The 20,268-nt window shown below is 40.4% G+C and carries 21 protein-coding genes and 1 tRNA gene; 15 read left to right on the top strand and 7 right to left on the bottom strand.

Translation table 11 applies throughout. The features are described from left to right. The first annotated feature begins 6 nt into the window (after positions 1 to 6). The 3 genes from HWE15_RS06110 to HWE15_RS06120 all read left to right on the top strand — a co-directional run bounded on the left by HWE15_RS06110 (position 7) and on the right by HWE15_RS06120 (position 1,442). On the top strand, positions 7 to 588 hold the full coding sequence (locus HWE15_RS06110) for a YeeE/YedE thiosulfate transporter family protein (protein WP_290506628.1): 582 nt from the start codon (positions 7 to 9) through the stop codon (positions 586 to 588). 12 nt (positions 589 to 600) lie between these two features. Beyond that, complete coding sequence (locus tag HWE15_RS06115) at positions 601 to 1,092, top strand: DUF6691 family protein (RefSeq protein WP_290506629.1); 492 nt, start codon at positions 601 to 603, stop codon at positions 1,090 to 1,092. A 265-nt stretch (positions 1,093 to 1,357) separates the two neighbouring features. Beyond that, positions 1,358 to 1,442, top strand: a tRNA-Ser gene (locus tag HWE15_RS06120). Positions 1,443 to 1,506: 64 nt separating this feature from the next. Here HWE15_RS06120 and HWE15_RS06125 read toward each other — a convergent pair. The 3 genes from HWE15_RS06125 to mltG are packed head-to-tail and all read right to left on the bottom strand — an operon-like array spanning position 1,507 to position 3,946. After that, positions 1,507 to 2,478: a YihY/virulence factor BrkB family protein gene (locus tag HWE15_RS06125; RefSeq protein WP_290506630.1), complete on the bottom strand. Its 972-nt coding sequence runs from the start codon at positions 2,476 to 2,478 to the stop codon at positions 1,507 to 1,509. Between the two features lie 5 nt (positions 2,479 to 2,483). Further along, complete coding sequence (locus tag HWE15_RS06130; RefSeq protein ID WP_290506631.1) at positions 2,484 to 2,894, bottom strand: thioesterase family protein; 411 nt, start codon at positions 2,892 to 2,894, stop codon at positions 2,484 to 2,486. A 2-nt stretch (positions 2,895 to 2,896) separates the two neighbouring features. Then, positions 2,897 to 3,946, bottom strand: a complete 1,050-nt coding sequence (gene mltG / locus HWE15_RS06135) for an endolytic transglycosylase MltG (RefSeq protein ID WP_290506632.1) — start codon at positions 3,944 to 3,946, stop codon at positions 2,897 to 2,899. A gap of 218 nt (positions 3,947 to 4,164) precedes the next feature. Between mltG and HWE15_RS06140 the strand changes: the two genes are divergently transcribed. From HWE15_RS06140 to HWE15_RS06155, 4 genes are all read left to right on the top strand, one after another. Beyond that, positions 4,165 to 4,578 carry a (deoxy)nucleoside triphosphate pyrophosphohydrolase gene (locus tag HWE15_RS06140; protein WP_290506633.1) on the top strand — a complete coding sequence of 138 codons (414 nt, stop codon included), beginning with the start codon at positions 4,165 to 4,167 and terminating at the stop codon, positions 4,576 to 4,578. 6 nt (positions 4,579 to 4,584) lie between these two features. Further along, positions 4,585 to 5,214: an L-threonylcarbamoyladenylate synthase gene (locus HWE15_RS06145; protein ID WP_290506634.1), complete on the top strand. Its 630-nt coding sequence runs from the start codon at positions 4,585 to 4,587 to the stop codon at positions 5,212 to 5,214. Between the two features lie 12 nt (positions 5,215 to 5,226). Beyond that, entirely contained in the window at positions 5,227 to 5,850 is a 624-nt protein-coding gene (locus HWE15_RS06150) for a WbqC family protein (RefSeq protein ID WP_290506635.1), read from the top strand. Positions 5,851 to 5,931: 81 nt separating this feature from the next. Continuing rightward, positions 5,932 to 8,469 carry an ATP-dependent Clp protease ATP-binding subunit gene (locus tag HWE15_RS06155; protein ID WP_290506636.1) on the top strand — a complete coding sequence of 846 codons (2,538 nt, stop codon included), beginning with the start codon at positions 5,932 to 5,934 and terminating at the stop codon, positions 8,467 to 8,469. A gap of 52 nt (positions 8,470 to 8,521) precedes the next feature. Here HWE15_RS06155 and HWE15_RS06160 read toward each other — a convergent pair whose 3' ends face one another. Together HWE15_RS06160 and HWE15_RS06165 are read right to left on the bottom strand one after the other, a co-directional pair. Then, complete coding sequence (locus HWE15_RS06160) at positions 8,522 to 8,809, bottom strand: hypothetical protein (protein WP_290506637.1); 288 nt, start codon at positions 8,807 to 8,809, stop codon at positions 8,522 to 8,524. A 53-nt stretch (positions 8,810 to 8,862) separates the two neighbouring features. Beyond that, entirely contained in the window at positions 8,863 to 10,572 is a 1,710-nt protein-coding gene (locus HWE15_RS06165; protein WP_290506638.1) for a DNA polymerase/3'-5' exonuclease PolX, read from the bottom strand. A gap of 201 nt (positions 10,573 to 10,773) precedes the next feature. Between HWE15_RS06165 and HWE15_RS06170 the strand changes: the two genes are divergently transcribed. From HWE15_RS06170 to HWE15_RS06185, 4 genes are read left to right on the top strand one after another with little or no spacing between them, the layout of a single operon-like run. Beyond that, a complete protein-coding gene (locus HWE15_RS06170) occupies positions 10,774 to 11,172 on the top strand; it encodes an EVE domain-containing protein (RefSeq protein WP_290506639.1) in 399 nt (132 codons plus the stop codon). Beyond that, positions 11,169 to 12,791 carry a transcriptional regulator gene (locus HWE15_RS06175; protein ID WP_290506640.1) on the top strand — a complete coding sequence of 541 codons (1,623 nt, stop codon included), beginning with the start codon at positions 11,169 to 11,171 and terminating at the stop codon, positions 12,789 to 12,791. The genes HWE15_RS06170 and HWE15_RS06175 overlap by 4 nt, the downstream gene beginning before the upstream one ends. Before the next feature lie 34 nt (positions 12,792 to 12,825). After that, a complete protein-coding gene (gene pyrR / locus HWE15_RS06180; RefSeq protein ID WP_290506641.1) occupies positions 12,826 to 13,371 on the top strand; it encodes a bifunctional pyr operon transcriptional regulator/uracil phosphoribosyltransferase PyrR in 546 nt (181 codons plus the stop codon). Between the two features lie 6 nt (positions 13,372 to 13,377). Further along, entirely contained in the window at positions 13,378 to 14,304 is a 927-nt protein-coding gene (locus HWE15_RS06185; RefSeq protein WP_290506642.1) for an aspartate carbamoyltransferase catalytic subunit, read from the top strand. A 2-nt stretch (positions 14,305 to 14,306) separates the two neighbouring features. Here the strand turns inward: HWE15_RS06185 and HWE15_RS06190 are convergent, their stop codons facing one another. Beyond that, positions 14,307 to 14,915 carry an outer membrane beta-barrel protein gene (locus HWE15_RS06190; RefSeq protein ID WP_290506643.1) on the bottom strand — a complete coding sequence of 203 codons (609 nt, stop codon included), beginning with the start codon at positions 14,913 to 14,915 and terminating at the stop codon, positions 14,307 to 14,309. Positions 14,916 to 15,011: 96 nt separating this feature from the next. Here HWE15_RS06190 and HWE15_RS06195 point away from each other — a divergent pair, with 96 nt between their 5' ends. The 4 genes from HWE15_RS06195 (at position 15,012) to HWE15_RS06210 (ending at position 19,503) form a co-directional block, all read left to right on the top strand. After that, positions 15,012 to 15,728, top strand: coding sequence for an ABC transporter ATP-binding protein (locus tag HWE15_RS06195; RefSeq protein ID WP_290506644.1), 717 nt, complete (start codon positions 15,012 to 15,014; stop codon positions 15,726 to 15,728). Then, positions 15,721 to 17,364 carry a putative ABC exporter domain-containing protein gene (locus HWE15_RS06200; RefSeq protein ID WP_290506645.1) on the top strand — a complete coding sequence of 548 codons (1,644 nt, stop codon included), beginning with the start codon at positions 15,721 to 15,723 and terminating at the stop codon, positions 17,362 to 17,364. The genes HWE15_RS06195 and HWE15_RS06200 overlap by 8 nt, the downstream gene beginning before the upstream one ends. A 90-nt stretch (positions 17,365 to 17,454) precedes the next feature. Next, on the top strand, positions 17,455 to 18,822 hold the full coding sequence (locus HWE15_RS06205; RefSeq protein ID WP_290506646.1) for a pyridoxal-phosphate dependent enzyme: 1,368 nt from the start codon (positions 17,455 to 17,457) through the stop codon (positions 18,820 to 18,822). Positions 18,823 to 18,849: 27 nt separating this feature from the next. Then, the gene (locus tag HWE15_RS06210) at positions 18,850 to 19,503 is read left to right on the top strand and encodes a hypothetical protein (RefSeq protein WP_290506647.1); all 654 of its coding nucleotides are present in this window, start codon (positions 18,850 to 18,852) and stop codon (positions 19,501 to 19,503) included. Here the strand turns inward: HWE15_RS06210 and HWE15_RS06215 are convergent. Continuing rightward, on the bottom strand, positions 19,475 to 20,209 hold the full coding sequence (locus HWE15_RS06215; RefSeq protein ID WP_367203828.1) for a lysophospholipid acyltransferase family protein: 735 nt from the start codon (positions 20,207 to 20,209) through the stop codon (positions 19,475 to 19,477). The two genes, HWE15_RS06210 and HWE15_RS06215, sit on opposite strands and share 29 nt — an antisense overlap. Positions 20,210 to 20,268: the final 59 nt, after the last annotated feature.

The following is a 20,268-nucleotide window of genomic DNA, read 5'->3' on the forward strand; positions in this document are numbered from 1 at the left end:
AAACATATGAATCAATTTATGGAGTGGATTACACAACCTTGGCCTTGGTACGTGGCGGGTCCCTTGATCGGACTAATGGTGCCGGCGCTTTTGATTTTGGGGAATAAGACCTTCGGTATTTCTTCCTCATTGCGACATGTCTGTGCGATGTGTGTGCCTTCAGGTATTCCTTTTTTTACCTATAACTGGAAAAAGGAAATTTGGAACCTGTTGTTTGTATTGGGAATCTTGATAGGTGGTTTTGTAGCTACAAACTATTTGGCAAACCCTGATTCTATCATTGTCTCCGAAGCGACACAGGCTGATTTAAAAGCCTTGGGAGTTACTGATTTCGGCAACTTGCTTCCAGCTGATATTTTCTCTTGGGAAAATCTCTTTACTGCAAAAGGCTTGTTGTTTTTTGTGATTGGAGGGTTTCTAGTTGGTTTTGGTACTAGATATGCCGGAGGATGTACATCAGGCCATGCTATTATGGGTATCAGTTCCCTTCAGTGGCAATCCGTATTGGCAACGACCTTCTTTATGATTGGTGGTTTCCTTATGACCCACGTATTCCTAGAGCCATTAATGAAATTAGTAGGATTTTAAAATTTAAATGAAATGAAAGTAGCAGAAAAAGAAAACCCTACGAAGAATATCACCTTTGAAACGCTGGGGAAAAAGCCTTACGAGGAAAAAGGTTTAGAATTGCTTAAATACCTGATTTTGGGTGTATTGTTCGGAATTGTATTTGTGAAAGCTGAGATTATTTCTTGGTTTAGAATCCAAGAAATGTTTAGACTGCAATCCTTCCATATGTATGGAGTGATTGGCTCAGCTGTGGTAGTGGGAATTATTTCCGTTCAAATCATCAAGCGATTCAATATCAAATCCATCCATGGAGACCCGATTAATATTCCAAACAAGGAATTCAGAAAAGGCCAGATTATTGGAGGATTTATCTTTGGCTTGGGTTGGGCATTGACAGGAGCTTGCCCGGGACCATTATTTGCACAGATCGGAAGTGGTTATACCGTGATATTGGTAACCTTGATTTCTGCCTTAGCGGGAACCTGGGTTTATGGTCGATTTGCCAATAAATTACCGAATTAATATACGAGGTTTAATGTAAGCCGCTGTTTGAAAAAGCAGCGGCTTTTTTGTAGGTATCGGATAATCAGAGAGATACGGTTCTAATTCGTGCGAAATAGAATTTTCTGAAAAAAATCGAGTTGAAAAATGTCGAAAAGCCTTTTGCAAAATTCAGAATCGTCTTACTTTTGCAAACCGAAACGGAGAAATCCGAATCTTTAAAAGAGTGGCAGAGTGGTCGTCCCGATAGCTATCGTGGAGAGGCTGTTTTGAAAACTCTACAATTAGAGGAGTGGCAGAGTGGTCGATTGCGGCGGTCTTGAAAACCGTTGTACCGAGAGGTACCGGGGGTTCGAATCCCTCCTCCTCTGCAACAAAAAAGCCAAGCATTTCGCTTGGCTTTTTTATTTCCTTCTTCTCCGAGTCATTTTTAAACTACTCCTCATCGTAATCAATCTCTGTATATTTCTCTTCGGCGATTCGTTTCTTTTTCTCATCCATTAAGTCTAAGGTAACATTCATCTCGAAGGAAATTAACACGATCAAGGAAGTGATGTAAAGCCAAAGCATGAGACCGATCAAGGTTCCTATTGACCCATAAAGCTTGTTGTAACTGGCAAAATTGGTCAGGTAATATGTGAACCCATAAAAAGTCAACGTGATCAACAGACCAGCGACGTTGGATCCGATTGAAAAAAAGTGCCATTTGTCATGGACGGCAGGGGCATTTCGGAAAATAAAGGCAGAAGTGAAATAGAACACCATTAAAAGGACCAAAAATTTCAAAGCATTAAATAGGAAGATCAAAAAATCGGAATTGAATAGGTGAGTGTTTTCAACTCGCTGAATGGCAATACTGCCAAAAATCATAATGGTACTCGCCGCACAAATGGTTAAGACTAGAATGACCACAATTGAAACAGCAATCAAACGGCTTTTGAAAAAACCTCTACTTTCCTTGGTCTGATACACCGAATTAAAGGAGCTCATCATGGAGACCACGCCTTGGGTAGAGGCAAATAGGGCAAAGAAAAAACCAAAGGATAATAGACTTTGTCGCGGTTTGGACACAATATCCATAATGGTTCCCTCCATCTGTTGGTAAATTTCATTAGGAAGGATTTCCCTTACAAAATTCAGGATATTCTCTGTGGTTACTACTGGGAAAAAATCCTGAATGTAGGGAATGAGGTTTAATAGGAATAGTAGCAAAGGAAAAAGTGCAATGATAAAGCTGAAAGCCATAGAGCCAGCCCGCTCATTGATATCGTCTTTTTGGAGTTGCTGTATAAAAAGTTTTGAGGTATCGTAGAGGTTTTTGTCTGGATTGCCAAAATGAACTTTTCGCAATCGCAAAAGTTGATCATGAACTCGATCCTCTATTTTTCGAATGTGTTTTTTGACCACAGATTCTAACTATTGAAAAAAGGTTTTAATAAATCTAATAAATTCTGAGGGGGTCTCGTAGGTTGATGGTTTTCTTTTTTCAGAAAAGCCAATACCGTCCATCCTTCAGTAATAATTTCCCCAGACTCATTAAGGACCTCGTATTCAAATCTTATTTTCACCCCTGGAAGTGTGGGGATTTTAGTTCGGATTGTCAACAACTCATCGTATTTACCCGGTTTAAGATAGCGGAAGTGACTTTCTAAGACGGGCATCATAACGCCTTCCTGCTCCATTTTTGCATAAGAAAAGCCAATTTGACGCATAGCTTCCACACGCCCGACCTCAAAATACATGGCGTAGTTTCCATAATAAACATAGCTCATTTGGTCAGTTTCGGCATATCGAACACGAATTTGAGTATCAGCTTGGTACATTCTTAGAATATTTTTGCGCGATTGAGGGCTGCTTGATATCGTCGGGCATTCGCATTATGCTGTGCTAGGTTGGTAGCGAAAACATGGTAACCTGAAAAATCTTCCTTGGCACAGAAATACAGGTAATTGTGTTTTTCAGCATTCAAAACCGCATCCAATGCACTGATGTCGGGTAGGTTAATTGGTCCCGGAGGAAGCCCTGCGTATTTGTAGGTATTGTATGGACTGTCAATTTCTTTATGGACATTCAGGACCCGCTTGATGCTGAAATCACCTAAGGCAAACACTAAGGTGGGATCGGCCTGTAAGGGCATGTTCAAACGTAATCTGTTTAAATAAACACCTGCAATACGGTCGCGCTCATCATTTTTTTGACTTTCAGCTTGAACAATGCTGGCAAGTGTTGTCACTTCCTTTGGAGTCAATCCCAAGGCTTGTGCTTTTTCTTTGCGGGCATCTGTCCAAAAAGCTTGATACTCTCGGTACATTCGATCAAAAAGCGCCTCTGGACTTGTATTCCACCATACTTCGTAGGTGTTTGGGATAAACATACCCATGATGCTTTCTTCATCAAAATCAAATTTCCGAATATAGACAGAGTCTTGAAGCAAGGATAAAAATTGATCCGATTCCAATTCTAAGTTAGCAGTGATTTTTTCAGCTAAATCCTCCTTGGTACGGACATTATTGAAGGTAATCCGAACAGGGGTTTGATCTCCAGATCGTAGAAGGCGGACCAGTTCCAAATTGGTCATTCTCGGCCGAATGCTATACAAGCCGGGTTTAACGAGCTCTTGATAATCCAGAACCTTGGCTACAAAACCAAAACTGACCGGATCATTTATGATTTGCTGTTCAAAAAGCTGATTGGATACATATTTATAATTGGCATTGCTTGGAATTCGAAATGCAATGGGTTGGTCCGTTTCACTTTCAACCAAGACGTTTGGACTGAAAAAAACCTGATAGAAATAAAAGGTCATAGAAATCCCCAGAACTGAGAAAGTAATCATCAGGATCAGAAGGAGCTTTTTCTTTTTGTCAGTTAGCATGGCTGTAAAAATAGGAAAAGGTCTTTGTTAATTATTCAGGAAATAGAATAGATCCTCTAAAAGTTGGTTTTTGGAGTGTTTTACTGTCCATTAGTTTTAATATTTGAAACTTGTAAAGTAAGCCATCGGATTTTATTTTATGCCTAATACTATATTCCTCAATCTTTTTATTGGATTTTTCAATTGTGTGAATTCGCGTAAACCTATTCCTAGTCAGCATGATCATTCCTGTAACCTGTGCTTTGATTTTTAAAAATCAAAAAGTATTAGCTGTTCGACGGTCAAAGGATATGCCTTTACCGGGGTGTTGGGAATTTCCGGGAGGAAAAATGGAATCAGATGAAAGTGCTGATCAATGTATTGCCCGGGAAATAATGGAGGAATTGAATGTGGAGATAAAGCTTGGAGAAATGCTCCCGGTTTCTGAACATTCGTATACATCTCATAAAACCATTCGGTTAATTCCTTTTTCATCAAAAATTATTGCTGGAGAAATTCAACTTCATGAGCATGATCAGCTTCGATGGCTAGGTCCAAACGAACTTTTTGAAGTAACTTGGGCGGCAGCTGATATTCCCATTGTTCGGTTTCTAGAACTGAATTGGAATACAGTCATCCAGAATTTAAAATAAAAGACTATGCCGGCTGAATTTATCAAACTCTATGAGGAAAATCCCGACCCAAAGCGGATTAGGCACATTGCCGAGATCCTCAGGGATGGGGGAGTGGTGATCTACCCGACTGATACGGTTTATGGAATCGGCTGTGACATCACCAATCAACGTGCCGTCGAACGCATTGCAAAAATCAAAGGGGTCAATCCAAAAAAACATAATTTCTCATTTATCTGCTCGGATCTCAGTGATATTGCCCAATACACAAGGGTGATTGACAAACCCGTCTTTAAAATGATGAAGAAGGCTTTCCCCGGCCCCTTTACTTTTATTCTGGAGGCGAGCTCTCACGTTCCTAAAATCATGCAGATGAATAAGAAAACGGTTGGTATCCGAGTTCCGGACCACAATGTTCCTCGCATGCTGGTGGAAGAATTGGGACAGCCGATTTTGACAACCTCCATTCATGATGAAGATGATGTCATTGAATACAGTACAGATCCGGAATTGATTTTTGAAAAATATCAGAATTTGGTTGACGTGGTCATTGATGGGGGCTATGGACAAAACGTAGCTTCAACCATCTTGGACTGCACCGGTCCGGAAGTAGAAATCATCAGACAGGGCTTAGGTTCTTTAGAGGATATTCTTTGATTGGCCGCAAGAATGAAATCCATCCTGACTGACTTGTTTTATTTTCCCAATTTGGAGTTTTTCTGTACGTTGTTGGAGGTCGATAAGGTATATCTAAAACCTGATGACATTTATCGGCGAAAATCTTTTTTTAACCGGACACAAATCCGTCTTGCCAATAAAATTGAAACTCTTTCCGTACCCTTGGTAGGGCGTCGACCCAACATCCCTTTGGGAAAAGTAGAAATCGATTATAATCAGAAATGGCAAAAGGTTCACCTTCGAGGCATTCAGAGTGCCTATGGGAAGACCCCCTTTTTTGAATATTTTTTTCCTTATATCGAGGAGCTTTTTGAGCAAAAGCCTGCACTTCTTTGGGATTTTAATCTTAATATTCTGACAATCTGTCTGAGGTTACTTCAGTTGCCTGCCACATTGGAAATACTTTCTTCTGGGGCTGAAATAAGTGGTTTGGAGGATCAAAGAGGCCTCATTTCACCTTCAGGGCATTTTTCAGAACGAGAGATCTATAGGCCGGTGAGGTATGCTCAGAATTTTGGCTTGGACTTTGAACCCAATCTTTCCATCCTGGATTTGTTATTTGCGGAAGGGCCAGGTGCAAAACGCATCTTGGAAGCTTCTTTAAAAAAACATTGAACATTCGTTAAAATGATTGTGTTTTTAAAACAAATTCGGTAACATACGTACAGTATTTATAATTATTCAGAAAGGAATTAAATGGAAGCAAAATTTTCGAACAGGGTCAAAGAGGTGATCTCTCTCAGTCGTGAAGAAGCGCTTCGCTTGGGTCACGATTATATTGGTACTGAGCACCTCTTGCTAGGGATGATTCGTGAAGGCGAAGGGGTAGCTGTTTCCATTCTTAAGAAACTGGGAGTTCCATTGGATGAACTTCGGGCTTCGATTGAGCGGGCAGTTCGTGGTACTGCCAACCACAATGTTAAAAATATGGCTAATATTCCGCTGACTCGTCAGTCGGAAAAAGTATTGAAAATCACTTATTTGGAAGCAAAAATTTTCAAAAGTCAATTGATTGGAACTGAGCATTTATTGCTTTCAATTTTGAGAGATGAGGAAAATATTGCGACCCAAATTCTCAATAAGTTTGATATCAATTACGATACAATTAAGGACATGCTGGAAATGCAATCAGATCCGGGAATGACACCTCGCTCTAGAGCAGAGGCTGATGACGCGGATGATGATGGTTCTAAGCTATTTGGGTCTTCTGGTGGAGGTTCCGGTGCATCCAAATCTGGAAGCGAAAAATCCAGAACTCCGGTTTTGGATAATTTTGGTCGTGATTTGACCAAAATGGCCGAGGAAGATAAGTTGGATCCAATCATTGGTCGTGAAAAAGAAATTGAGCGGGTTGCTCAAATCCTTTCCAGGAGAAAGAAAAACAACCCAATTCTTATTGGTGAACCTGGAGTTGGTAAAACAGCCATTGCTGAAGGATTGGCCCTTCGTATTGTTCAGAAAAAAGTTTCCCGTGTACTCTTCAATAAGCGCGTGGTGACCTTGGATTTAGCTTCCTTGGTAGCTGGAACGAAATATCGTGGGCAATTCGAAGAGCGAATGAAAGCTGTCATGAATGAATTGGAAAAGTCACCCAATGTGATTCTATTCATTGATGAGCTTCATACCATTGTGGGAGCTGGAGGAGCTTCTGGTTCTTTGGACGCATCCAATATGTTTAAACCTGCTCTCGCAAGAGGGGAGATTCAATGTATCGGTGCGACGACTTTGGACGAGTATCGTCAATACATTGAAAAGGATGGTGCTTTGGCCCGTAGATTCCAAATGGTTATGGTCGATGCGACTACGCCGGAAGAAACGATCCAAATCCTCAACAATATCAAAGACAAGTATGAGGACCATCATAATGTGAACTATACAGACGAGGCTATCGAAGCCTGCGTAAAGCTTTCAGATCGATACATTTCGGATCGCTTCTTACCAGATAAGGCAATTGATATCCTAGACGAAGCAGGTGCGCGCGTACACATCAATAATATTCATGTGCCAGAGGATATCCTAAAACTGGAAGCTGAAGTTGAAGAAATCAAAGCTGAGAAAAACCGAGTGGTTAAGTCTCAGAAATATGAAGAGGCGGCACAGCTTCGGGATAAGGAGAAAAAATTGCTGGAACAATTGGATTTGGCTAAAGCCCGATGGGAAGAAGAATCCAAAACCAAGCGATTTACTGTAGATGAGGATAATGTCGCTGAGGTCATTGCGATGATGACTGGAATTCCTGCGAAGCGAATTGCTCAAAATGAGGGCAATAAGCTGTTGAATATGGCTGAGGAGCTAAAAGGCAAGGTCATCGGACAGGAAGAAGCGATCAAGAAATTGACTAAGGCGATTCAGCGTACCCGAGTGGGATTGAAGGATCCTAAAAAGCCGATCGGTTCCTTTATTTTCTTGGGGCCTACCGGTGTCGGAAAGACTGAACTGGCAAAAACCTTAGCTACCTACCTCTTTGACAAGGAAGACTCTTTGATTCGTATCGATATGTCGGAATACATGGAGAAATTCTCCGTATCCCGATTGGTAGGTGCGCCTCCAGGATATGTTGGATACGAAGAAGGTGGACAGTTGACCGAAAAGGTGCGAAGAAAGCCTTATTCCGTTGTCTTGTTAGATGAAATCGAAAAAGCCCACCCGGATGTATTTAATATCTTGTTGCAGGTTTTGGATGATGGAATCTTGACAGACGGTTTAGGTCGCCGGGTAGATTTCCGAAATACCATCATCATCATGACATCCAATATTGGGGTTAGAGATTTGAAGGATTTTGGAGCGGGAATCGGTTTTGCAAGCAAAGCCAAGCAGGATAGCATGGATGAAATCATGAAGTCCACGATTCAATCTGCCTTGAAAAAGGCCTTTAGTCCTGAATTCTTGAACCGTCTCGATGACGTGGTTGTATTCAACTCCTTGACTAAGGAAGATATTTTCAAAATCATCGATATTTCTTTGGCCAAATTGTTCCATAGAATCACTGATTTGGGATATAAGATCGAGTTGACTGAAAAAGCGAAAGAATTCTTATCAGAAAAAGGATATGATCAGCAATATGGAGCTCGTCCGCTAAACCGTGCGATTCAGAAGTATTTAGAAGATGCGGTTGCTGAAGAAATCCTTAAAGGAGATCTTTCAGAAGGCGACGTGATTACAGCCGATTATGACGGGAAGTCTGCCGAATTGACCATTACGGTGAAAAAGAAAAAACAGAAGGCAGAAGAATAAATTGATTGCTCTCTAAAAAAATCCCAAAGTGAAAATCTTGGGATTTTTTTATTTAAAGTGAAAAGATGAAAAAGACCAGGGCTACACCAATGACTAGGGTCATCACTTTGGCTTTTTCTAAATCCTCTTTTTTAACTTTTCGTTTTCTGAGAACCATTACTGACAAGCCCAAACCAAACATTTGTAACAAAAGCGCTACACCATTTAAAGGGCCCATAGGGGCATCGAGAAGGTGCAATTGAGTATTAACAAGGGAAAGCATACCTAAAACAATCCCTGTGATACCAAAAAGAAATGATCGTTGAAGAAGTACGCCTTCAGGCAGATTGGTCCAGTTCATAGGTTGGTTTGGAATTTGGCGAAGATAGGAAATCCTCAGAATTCAGAAGGATTCTATTTTTTAATCATTTTCTTTTTTCGATCTGAAAAATAATCCTCGATTTCTTTTCTGGAAAGTGCATTTAAGGTCATTTCTTTTGTTAAACCACCTTTTCTTCCCACTAATACCCCATATTTCATATCCCCATATCCGGCAATTTCATGGGCATCAGGATTGATGGAAAGCATTACACCTTGATCCATGGCATAGCGTACCCATCGCCAATCCAAATCCAATCGCCAAGGGTTGGCATTGATTTCGATCACTACTTGATGCTTTGCGCAGGCATCAATGATTGTCTTATGGTCAATGGGATAACCTTCCCGTCTTAGTAGTAGCCTTCCCGTGGGGTGTCCAAGAATAGTGGTATAGGGATTTTCGATGGCAGTAAGTAATCGATGAGTCGCTCGCTTGATGTCCATGTTCAAAATGGAATGAACTGAGGAAACGACAAAATCGAAAGTCTTTAAAATATCTTCCGGATAATCAAGACTTCCATCTCCTAGAATATCAGATTCGATTCCTTTAAATATTTTGAAAGGAGCGAGTTCTTGATTCAGTTGGTCAATTTCTTCCTGTTGCTTGATCACTTTTTCGATTTCTAATCCCCCTGCATAGCTGGCAGTCCGGGAATGATCAGAAATTCCAAGGTATTCATACCCTAGTGTCTTGCATTGCTCAGCCATTTGACGAAGGCTATTCTTTCCATCACTATAGGTTGAGTGATTATGAAGTATTCCCTTTAAATCACTTTCTACTAATAAGGTTGGGATTTTATGCTCTTTTGCTAATTCTACTTCGCCAAACCCTTCCCGCATCTCCACTGGGATATATTGAAGGTGGTGTTTGGAGAAAAACTCTTTGTCATTTTTAAAACCATTTAGCCGAAGTGCATCTGCTATGGAAGTTTTTGAATCGAGTTTACTTTGAAGGTGAAGGGGACTTGCTGAAAGTGCGTAAGATTTAACTGGAAAATCCTCAGGGTTCGTTAAATAAAAAGTGAATTTGAGATCCCATTCCTTGATTTTTCCTCTCAGCGTAAATGGCCCTGAAAAAGATTTATCAATCTCCAAATCTTTAATTTTGGATAATTTATGCTGAATTTTTGGAATGTCTTTCGTGCCAATTAGCCACTCGGCTTGGGAAATGATTTCTATTTTCCTAGCAAATTCTCCAACAGGAGTAATGGTTGAGCTTGAAAATTCTTCTTGTAATTTTTCTGTCAACTCATTGATATATTCCTCAATATCGGCATAAAGCCATTTTCCTGCATTTGAGGCTTTAAATTCCAGGTTTTGAATGATGGTATCTTGGGTTTTTTCTCCAAACCCTTTGATTTTTGCAACCTTCCCACTTTGGCAAGCCTCCATCAATTCATGAGTAGAAGTTATACCCAATTCTTCCCAAAGAGTTTTTACTTTTTTTGGTCCTAATCCTTTGATCTGAAGGACTTCTAAAATTCCTTGTGGAGTTTTTTCAATCAAATCATCCAATAATGGAAAAGATTCGGATGATTTTAAAGACTTAATGGCTTCTAAAATACTCTTTCCAACTCCTGGGATTTTTTCCAATTCTTCAACACTTAGCTCCATGATATCTGCATCTCCCCGTTCCAAAGAGTTGAGCGCCGATTGATAACTTCTGATTTTAAAAGTATTTTCATCATGAAGCTCCATCAATTGGATACAGAGCTTGAGTTTTTTAAGGATAGTTTTATGGTCCAAAACAAGGAAGGTTTTAATTACGTCTACTTAGACAAATGTCCAAAAATATTGTTTCAAATTAAAGTTGATTAGGGTATCTTCCACAGAATGGTAAGGTCAGTTTTGGATTTTGTTTCAATTGAATTGTAAAGTGTAAATGGAATTTGAATCCTTGGGTTTTTGTTCCTTCCATGTGTACCAAACTAAATCACCAACGCAGCTATGAAATATTGGATGGTAAAAAGTGAACCGAATTCTTATTCTTGGGATGACTTTGAAAAAGCCCAAGAGGATATTTGGGATGGAGTAAGAAATTATCAAGCCCGGAATTATTTGAATGAGATGGGGATAGGAGATCAAGTCCTTTTTTATCATAGTGGTAAAGAAAAGGCGGTGGTCGGTATTGCAGAGGTCTCTTCTGCTCCGCTTCCCGATCCTAAAGATGAGGCTTGGACAGCTGTGATGCTTAAGGTGGGGAAGCGCTTAACAAATCCAGTTTCATTGAAGCAGATCAAGGCTGAGGATAGGCTTTCAGATTTGCCCATGCTTAAGCAATCCCGACTCTCCGTGCTTCCTGTTTCGAAAGATGAGTTTGAATTGATTGTGAAGATGTCTCTATGAGAAAAGCCATTGTATTATGCCTGAGTTTACTTTTTAGTTTGCCTGCATTTTCCCAAGTGGAATATGTAGCTCGATTTGAAATAGAATCGGATTATTTTGATCCCCATTTTGAAATGGTTCGTTACGGTGAAAATATTGTCGCTTTTCGGACACTTGCAAAGCGAGCTTTTTCAGTAGATCGGATTTTCCAATATGTCTTGTTGGATCCAGAACTGAACACAGAAAGGGGATTAATTGAATTGCCTGTTCAGCCGGGTTATGACTTGATCGGTTATGATTTAGACGGAGATTTTCTATATGTCCTTTTTCAGCGAGGAACCGGGGTTGGGGGAGAAAAATATGTGCTCAAAGTGGATTTGGTAGGTTTGGATGCCTTTGAATTCTCCGTGGAAAACCTACTTGATATAGAGCTAGCTGAATTCTTGGTTCAGAATGAGCGGGTTATTTTTATGGGCTCAGCTAATATGCGGCCTGTAGTCCAGGTTTATAGCTTAGTAGACAAATCCATTCAAACAGTTCAAGGGGTTTATGGAAATGATACCCAGATCCTTCAGATTCGAAAAATGCCTGAAATCGAAGCCTTTGAAGTCGTTTTGAGCCGGAAAGGTCAATATCGTGATAAGGAGGTAATTCTTAATACCTATGATCTGCTGGGGAATTTGCTGAGGGAGATTCGAATTGATCAATTTGGGGATGAAGATCAGGAAATCATCGAGGCCTTGGTAGTGCAGGAAGACTTATATAGAAAATCCATGATCGGGTCTTTTGGATTAGCAAGAAGAGATTCCTACCTCGGAATGTATCGAACCGAAATCAATGAATTTGGAGAATACGATACCAGATTATACACCTTGGAAGACTTCCCTAATTTTTTTAACTATCTCGATGAGAAAAGTAAGTTAAAGAAAGATGCCGAAGTGCTTAAGCAAGTAGACCGGGATAAAATCCCAAGTATCCGTAATGTCTATTCCATTCGGGAAGTCCGGCAAGAACCCGACGGTTTGTATGTGTTTTTTGATCACTACAATATTATAAATTCCCGAGGAGTCAATAGAGGATGGCCTTTTTCACCTACCTCGATGTATCGTTATGACCGATGGAGTAGAATGAGCTATTGGCAGGATTACTGGGATCCTATTTCGGTTAGGAGATTTAATCAGGGACCACTTCAGATCAATACCGAATTCAGTTATATCTCTGCCCACTTCGTCAAGTTGGGAGAAGAAGGTCGGGTTGTTTGGGACAATTCTGCCACTTATGATGATTTGCTTACGGATATTCCGGAGCCATTTGGAGAAATCGCCATTGTGGGTGATGAATTTTACCATGCCTATGTGCGAAATGACAAAATCCGATTGGCTTATATAAAAAAAGGAGAGAAAAAATTCGATAATCTTGATTTCGAACTAAAGCTGGTCAATGAAACCGAACGAATCGGTGACACAGATATGCCCAGTCTTCGATTGGTGTATTGGTATGACCGCTATTTTATTCTAACTGGAAACCAACGGGTTCGCTATCAAAAGGAAAATGGACAGGCTGCAACTCGGGAGGTGTTTTTCTTTTCAAAAGTAATGGTTTCTGGAGACCTCTATCAGCCTGAGGAAACTGAAGACTAGAATTTCTTTTTATATTTACCGGCAAATCCTACCCATGCAAAAACGGCTCGTTTTAAATCAGCAACAAATCCAAATCATCCTGAAACGGTTTTGCCATCAGCTGATCGAAAATCATGATAATTTTGAAAATACGGTGCTACTTGGTCTACAGCCCAGAGGGATTATTCTTCTCGATCGGATTGTAGAAGAATTAGAAAACATTTCTGGGAAGAAAGTACCTGCAGGCTATTTGGATGCAACATTTCACCGAGATGATTTTCGACGAAGGGATTTTCCATTAAAAGCGAACGAGACAAAGATTGATTTTCTGGTCGAAGGCAAAAATGTAATCTTGGTAGATGATGTTCTTTACAAAGGACGATCTGTGCGTGCGGCAATGGATGCGATGATTGCTTTTGGAAGGCCACAGAAGGTCGAGCTAATGGTTCTTGTGGATCGAAAACTTACCCGGGATTATCCCATTATGCCAGATTATTTTGGGATTCGGGTTAATACCCTGGACTCTCAATATGTCGTGGTGGAATGGGCTTCTCAAGGACAGCCGGAAGATGCAGTTTGGATAACCGAAAAAGAAAAATAACAACTAATGTCGCAACTCAGCACCCGTCACCTGCTTGGAATTAAAGATCTGACTTCAGCGGATATTCAGTTGATTTTGGACACTGCAGAGAATTTTAAGGAGGTAATTAATCGTCCCATCAAGAAGGTGCCTTCGCTTCGGGATATTACGATAGCAAATATATTTTTTGAAAATTCTACCCGAACACGTCTTTCCTTTGAACTAGCAGAAAAGCGACTTTCTGCGGACGTTGTTAATTTTTCATCAAGCAATAGTTCCGTAAAAAAGGGAGAAACCTTGGTCGATACGGTCAATAATATCTTATCCATGAAAGTGGATATGGTCGTTATGCGCCACAGTAGTCCGGGTGCTCCACATTTTTTGGCAAGAAATGTTAAAGCAAATATTGTCAACGCCGGAGATGGAACTCACGAACATCCAACCCAAGCTCTTTTGGATGCATTTTCCATGCGTGAGAAATTGGGAGATCTTCAAGGTAAAAAAGTGGCCATCATTGGAGATATTTTACATTCTCGAGTTGCCCTTTCTAATATATTCTGTTTGCAAAAGTTAGGAGCAGAGATAATGGTTTGTGGGCCGATTACCTTACTTCCAAAGCATATTGAAAGTTTGGGGGTAAAAGTGGAATTGGATGTGAGAAAAGCCTTGGCTTGGTGTGATGTGGCAAACGTCCTTCGAATCCAGTTGGAAAGACAGCAAATTAAATATTTCCCAAGCCTGAGAGAATATTCGCTGTATTACGGGATTAATAAAAAAATGCTGCAGGAGTTAGATAAGGAAATTGTGGTGATGCATCCTGGCCCAATTAATAGAGGGGTAGAATTGGCCTCCGATGTTGCCGATTCGGACCACGCCATCATTCTCCAGCAAGTTGAAAATGGGGTCGCAGTCCGAATGGCAGTTTTGTACCTTTTGGCAGGGGTTAAGGCTTAAAGTTAGTTTTTTCGCCAACGGCCACCACCTACATAGAATCCAAATGTAAATCCAAAGTATTGGTTGATCGCCTCACCAATCACCTGTCCGCTGGTATTTTGTAAGTCTGAATTTGGGATAAAGTTGTATTCCGCCCCCATTCTAAATTTACCCAATTCAATACCAGCCCGGACCATAGGAGCCCATTTGAAATTTGCTTCTAAATTTCCTACATCCACATCATCAATGTTGGAGGCATCAATCTCTACTGAACTCAAGCCATAATAGCCAAATCCAGCACCGATGTAAGGTGCAAAATTGCTTCCCCCATTATTAAAGTAATAATCAAACGTTCCGGTAATCGAAACATTTCCGGATACCTCTCCCTCATAATCTTCAGTGATGTCATAGTAGGTGACATTTTTAGCAAGTCCAGCCACCCCAAAACGGATTCCAACATTCATATTGTCACCGACATTGATTTTGGGTTCAATATTCACTAAGGCACCAATTCCCCCATCTTTTGGAATTGCCGGCCCCAGTTCAAGACCCATTCGGAATTTTCCTGCTTGCTGTGCATACGATGCAGCACCTATACCTAGCAAAATGATTAGTGTGAGAAGTTTTTTCATCGTCTGTTTTATTTTTTCGATATGCTGTCAAAAAAGGTTCCAAAACGTCTAAACTTCCCCCAAAGAATTCTAGTTTTAATTCAAAATTGAATTTTTATGCTGCTTGTTCAGAATTTGATCAAACGATATGGGAAGCAAAATGCTGTCAATGATATTTCTTTTGAACTTCAAGGTGGGGAAGTGGTAGGCCTTCTTGGGCCAAATGGTGCAGGTAAAAGCACTACCATGAAATGCATTGTTGGACTGCTTCGAAAAACTTCGGGAGAAATTACAATTGGAGGATTTGACCACCTGTCTGTGGAGGCAAAGCGACTATTCAGCTACATCCCTGAAACACCTTATGTGTATGATTTACTCACAGTGGAGGAGCATTTGCAATTTATTGCCCAAGCGTATGGGATCCGGGATTGGAAGAAAAAAGGACATGAATTGTTGGAGATATATGATCTAACCGATAAGGCTAAAAGACTTGGAAAAGACCTGTCCAAGGGAATGAGGCAAAAAGTTTCTATTTGTTGTGCCCTCTTGCCTGATCCTCAAGTCTTATTTTTTGATGAGCCGATGATTGGCCTAGATCCAAAAGCGATCCGAAACACCAAACGAATTTTCAGAGAGCTAAAAGAAGCAGGAAAGACGATTCTGGTCAGTACGCACTTGATCGATTCGGTAGAAACAATCGCGGACCGAATTATGATTTTGAAAGAGGGCAATATCATTGGGAATGACACGCTGGAAAATCTTAAAAATCAATTTGAGCAAAAAGAGGGTGGAAGTTTAGAGGATATCTTTTTAGAATTGACCAAAGATGAATGAGATTAAGCTTTTGCTTCGAAAGGATCTCTTGATTTTAAAAAATAACATCTTATTGATCCTTCGGAATCCTGCCAGATTACTTCCTTATGCTGGTCTGATCGGCTATTTTTTCTTTATCTACACTATGCGGATGAAGGATAGAACCAAAAAGCTGGATAATACTCTTCCGGAACTGGACGCTAGTGGATTACCTGAGATAGATTTTGCAACTCAGAATATTGTTGGAGGGATTACACTGCTTGCTTTAGGGTTTTTGCTTTATCAGCTTTTCCGAGCCACAAAACGAAATGTCAGCTTTTTTTCTATGGCTGACGTTAATTTACTATTTACAGGACCAGTTAAACCCGAAAATATTCTCCTCTACTACATGGGGAGGTCTATTTTACCTTCTCTGGGAGGAAGTATTATTTTTTTGATTTATGGGGGAAGTCAAATGGCAGGTTCTTTTGATTTTTCATTGGGGAATATTGTTTTCATTTTACTGGGATTTGCCTTGTTCTTTTTTCTCCTTTCACCTATTCGTTTTTTGATTTATACGCTGCATACCAAGTATGATATTATGGAGCAGATAAAGACGGTAATCACGGTTTTGTCTGTGCTTTTGGCAGTAATGATTTTGATCCCCGGCTTAATGGCTGAAAAGTTTTGGCAGGGTATGTTTTCCTGGATTGCTTCTCCTTGGTTTGATTTATTTCCTTTTGTCGGATGGAGTAGGGGAATGATGGGATTCGTTATTCATCAAAATCTCATTTTGGCAATCTCCTTTTTGGGTTTATACTGTTTGACTTATTACCTCATCGTACGCCTAGTGATCCAATTTGCAGGCTACTATTATGAAGATGTACTGGAGGCGACCAAATCCAATGAGGTGCAGCGCGATAAAGTCAAGGGAAAGCGGGAAAACTCCGAAGCCAACCTTAGTTTAAATGAGAAGAAACAACTTGCCCTTCCGGATTTCGGTGTAGGAGCAAAGGCTTTTTACTGGCGAAATTATGTGCATTCCAGTAGGCAGGATTTTCACCCACTTTTTGGAATTTACAGTTTGGTATTGGCAGTCCTCGGAATTGCTTTTGCGGTTTTATCGCATTTTGATTGGTTTTCACATAAGATTCTCAATGGTTACATATTGGTGTTATTGGGGTTTTACTTTTTGGCGGGAATTGGTCGGTCTTCGGTGGGGGATTTGAAGAAACCTTATTTCTTTTTGGTGCCAGCCTCCTGGACTTCCAAGTTCTGGAATGTCATCAAACTGGATCTCGTTCAGATCCTTTTATTTGCTGTGGTAATGATCGTTCCTTCGGTCTTAATTGCCGGTTTGCATATGTTGATGATTCCAATATTTATTGTTGGAATCCTCATAGCTTACCTGGTAGGCTTATGTATTAATTTAATTCCCCAGATTTCATTTGAGGAAGGCTGGGACCGAAAGCTGATTAAACCAATTATGATGATTGGGATTTTTCTTTTCGGAATAATTCCAGCCTTGGTCTTTGGTATTCTTGTTTTTGTATTTACCAAGCAATTTGTTTGGATGCTTCTTACAGTCACTATTGGGATGGGATTTGTAGCAGCTATTTTAATTCATGTGACTTTAGATGTGCTTTCCCGATTAGAGTTTAAGGAGGAAAACTCGTGACTTTGATGGAAGAAAAGGATTCTTTTAGCTAGCATTCGCCATGGCCCAAAAATTCCTTTAATTTTGCCCCGACCCAAATAAAACGAAACCATGATTTATAACTCCATCATTGAAACCATCGGTAATACACCGATGATTCGTCTAAATAAACTTGCAAAAAGTATCAAAGGAGAAGTCCTTGTTAAAGTAGAATACTTCAATCCAGGGAATTCTATGAAGGACCGAATGGCGATTAAAATGGTGGAGGATGCTGAAAAAGCCGGGATTCTAAAACCAGGAGGAACTATCATTGAAGGAACTTCTGGAAATACAGGGATGGGGCTGGCATTGGCAGCAGTGGCCAAGGGTTACAAGTGTATTTTCACGATGGCTGATAAGCAGTCCAAGGAAAAAATTGATATTCTAAAGGCGGTCGGTGCGGAAGTAATTGTCTGCCCTACCAATGTGGCTCCTGAGGACCCTAGGTCTTACTATTCTGTAGCGAGAAAGCTTAATGCTGACATCCCGAACTCGTTTTATCCTAATCAGTATGATAATCTTTCAAATACAGCGGCCCATTACGAAACAACCGGGCCGGAAATTTGGAAGGACACAGAAGGAAAAATTACGCACTATGCAGCCGGGGTAGGAACGGGCGGATCTATGTGTGGAACGGCGACCTACCTGAAAGAACAAAATCCCAATATCGTAACCGTAGGGATTGATACCTATGGATCCGTTTTCAAAAAATACAAGGAGACGGGAATCTTCGACGAAAAGGAGGTATATCCTTATTTGACGGAAGGAATTGGGGAAGACATCCTGCCTAAAAACGTCAATTTTGATGTAATTGACCACTTTGTAAAAGTTACTGATAAAGATGCCGCAGTAATGACTCGGAGATTGGCTCGCGAAGAGGGGCTTTTCGTTGGCTGGTCTTGTGGTTCTGCGGTTCACGGGGCGCTAGAGTGGGCCAAAGAAAACCTGAAAGAAGGGGATGTGATGGTGATAATTCTTCCAGATCATGGGACACGGTATCTCGGTAAGGTTTACAACGATGATTGGATGCGCAATCATGGGTTCTTGGAAGATAAAAGTTATGCCACGGCCAAGGATATTATTGCTAAACGCCCAACTGATTATAGCCTCATTTCCGTGAAAAAATCAGATGCTGTCAGGGAGGCTATTTCCTTGATGAATAAGACTAGTGTGTCTCAAATTCCGGTAATGGATGGAGGTGAAGTAGTCGGTAGTGTAACAGATACCAAATTACTCTCCAAAATCATCGAGAATCCGGTATTAAAAGATGCACATATTTCTGACGTGATGGAGGATTCGATGACTTTTGTGGCTGGAGATAGTACCCTTGATGTGCTTTCATCTATGATTGAAAAGGAAAAAGCGGTCTTGGTTCGCGATGATTTGGGAAAAATCCATATAATCACCAAGCATGATATTTTAGAGGCATTTACCCAATAATGAATTGCTGTGATCAGTCCATATAAAATGGAGCAATTGCTCCAGAGCAAGCCAAATTTTAGCATCGATGATGCTTTGAAGAGAGGCTGGGAGCTATATAAAGAAACTCCCATCTTGCTTTCCCTCTTCTTCTTTATTTACATAGGGATTGCGGCGGCTTCTAGCTATTGGTTGGAAGATTTTTCTTTTATTATTAGCATTTTGATTTCACCAGCTTTGATGGCCGGATTTTATTTGGTTGCCAATAAAATCAGTAGAGGAGAAACTATTGCATTTGAAGATTTTTTTACGGGCTTTAATTTTTGGTTTCCTGTTGTTGTAGTCAATTTGGTATCTGGAATTTTGACCGGATTGGGAATTTTGGCCCTTATCCTTCCAGGGATCTATTTAGGAGTTGCCTATGCCTTTTGTCTTCCTTTTGTGTTGTTTGCAGGCACAGAATTTTGGACTTCCATGGAGCTAAGTAGGAAATTAATTACCAAAATCTGGTGGCGGTTTTTTGCTTTCCTATTACTCCTGGTGGTTATCAATATGGTAGGTTTACTGTTTTTAGGAATAGGCCTATTGGTTTCTGGACCAGTTTCATTGTTGGCAGTATACGCAGCTTTTGAAGATTTAGCTGGAAGTTACCTAGCGGATGATGATCAAAAGGTTAATCTTCCTCATGAGCCAGAACCATAGCTTCTAATCGATTTCGACATTGATCTGTAAAATCCAAAACAGCGCTGTCTGAAGTCGTGGGAGGTGTAAGCGCTTCAGAAAAATAGATTCGAATTTTTCCCGGCTTTAATAAAAGTGATCCCCGTTTCATAATGTGATCGGCGCCTAGAACAGCCATTGGAAGAATAGGTATTCGGGTTTCTATGGAAAGTCGAAATGCACCTTTGTGAAAAGGGAGTAGCGTTTCAGAGGTGTCATTTCTTGTCCCTTCAGGGGCTACCACTACTGATTTCCCTTTTGATAAGATTGTAACCAACTTAGCGAGGCTTTCCTTTCGGGATTCAGTTGAGGTTCGGTCAACCCAAATGGCAAATTTTCCAACTACCCATCCAAAGACAGGAATTTTAGATAGTTCTTTTTTTCCAAGCGCTTTTAGCGTTTGAGGGATAGCGATGGGGATGACAGGGGCATCTATAAAAGACCGGTGATTGAAAATAAAAATGTAAGGTTGCTTTGGGTCAATAAATTCTAATCCTTGAATTTCATAGCGAATCCCCGTTAAAAACGACCAAATTCCAGCCCAAGCCCGGATAAAAAAGAAGGATAAACGATCTCCCTTTTCCGAAATCATGGCGGGGATGACTATAAATAAGCCTAGCAATAGCATCAGAGAAATAAATAACAAGGCAGAATAGAGGGTGTAAATTGCCTGAAAGAACTTGATCATCCGGAAATTTGATTAATTTTGGGTACGAAAATAATCCTTTAACTCTTTGCTTGCATAGG

This window comes from Algoriphagus sp. (assembly GCF_013373065.1).
GTDB lineage: Bacteria > Bacteroidota > Bacteroidia > Cytophagales > Cyclobacteriaceae > Algoriphagus.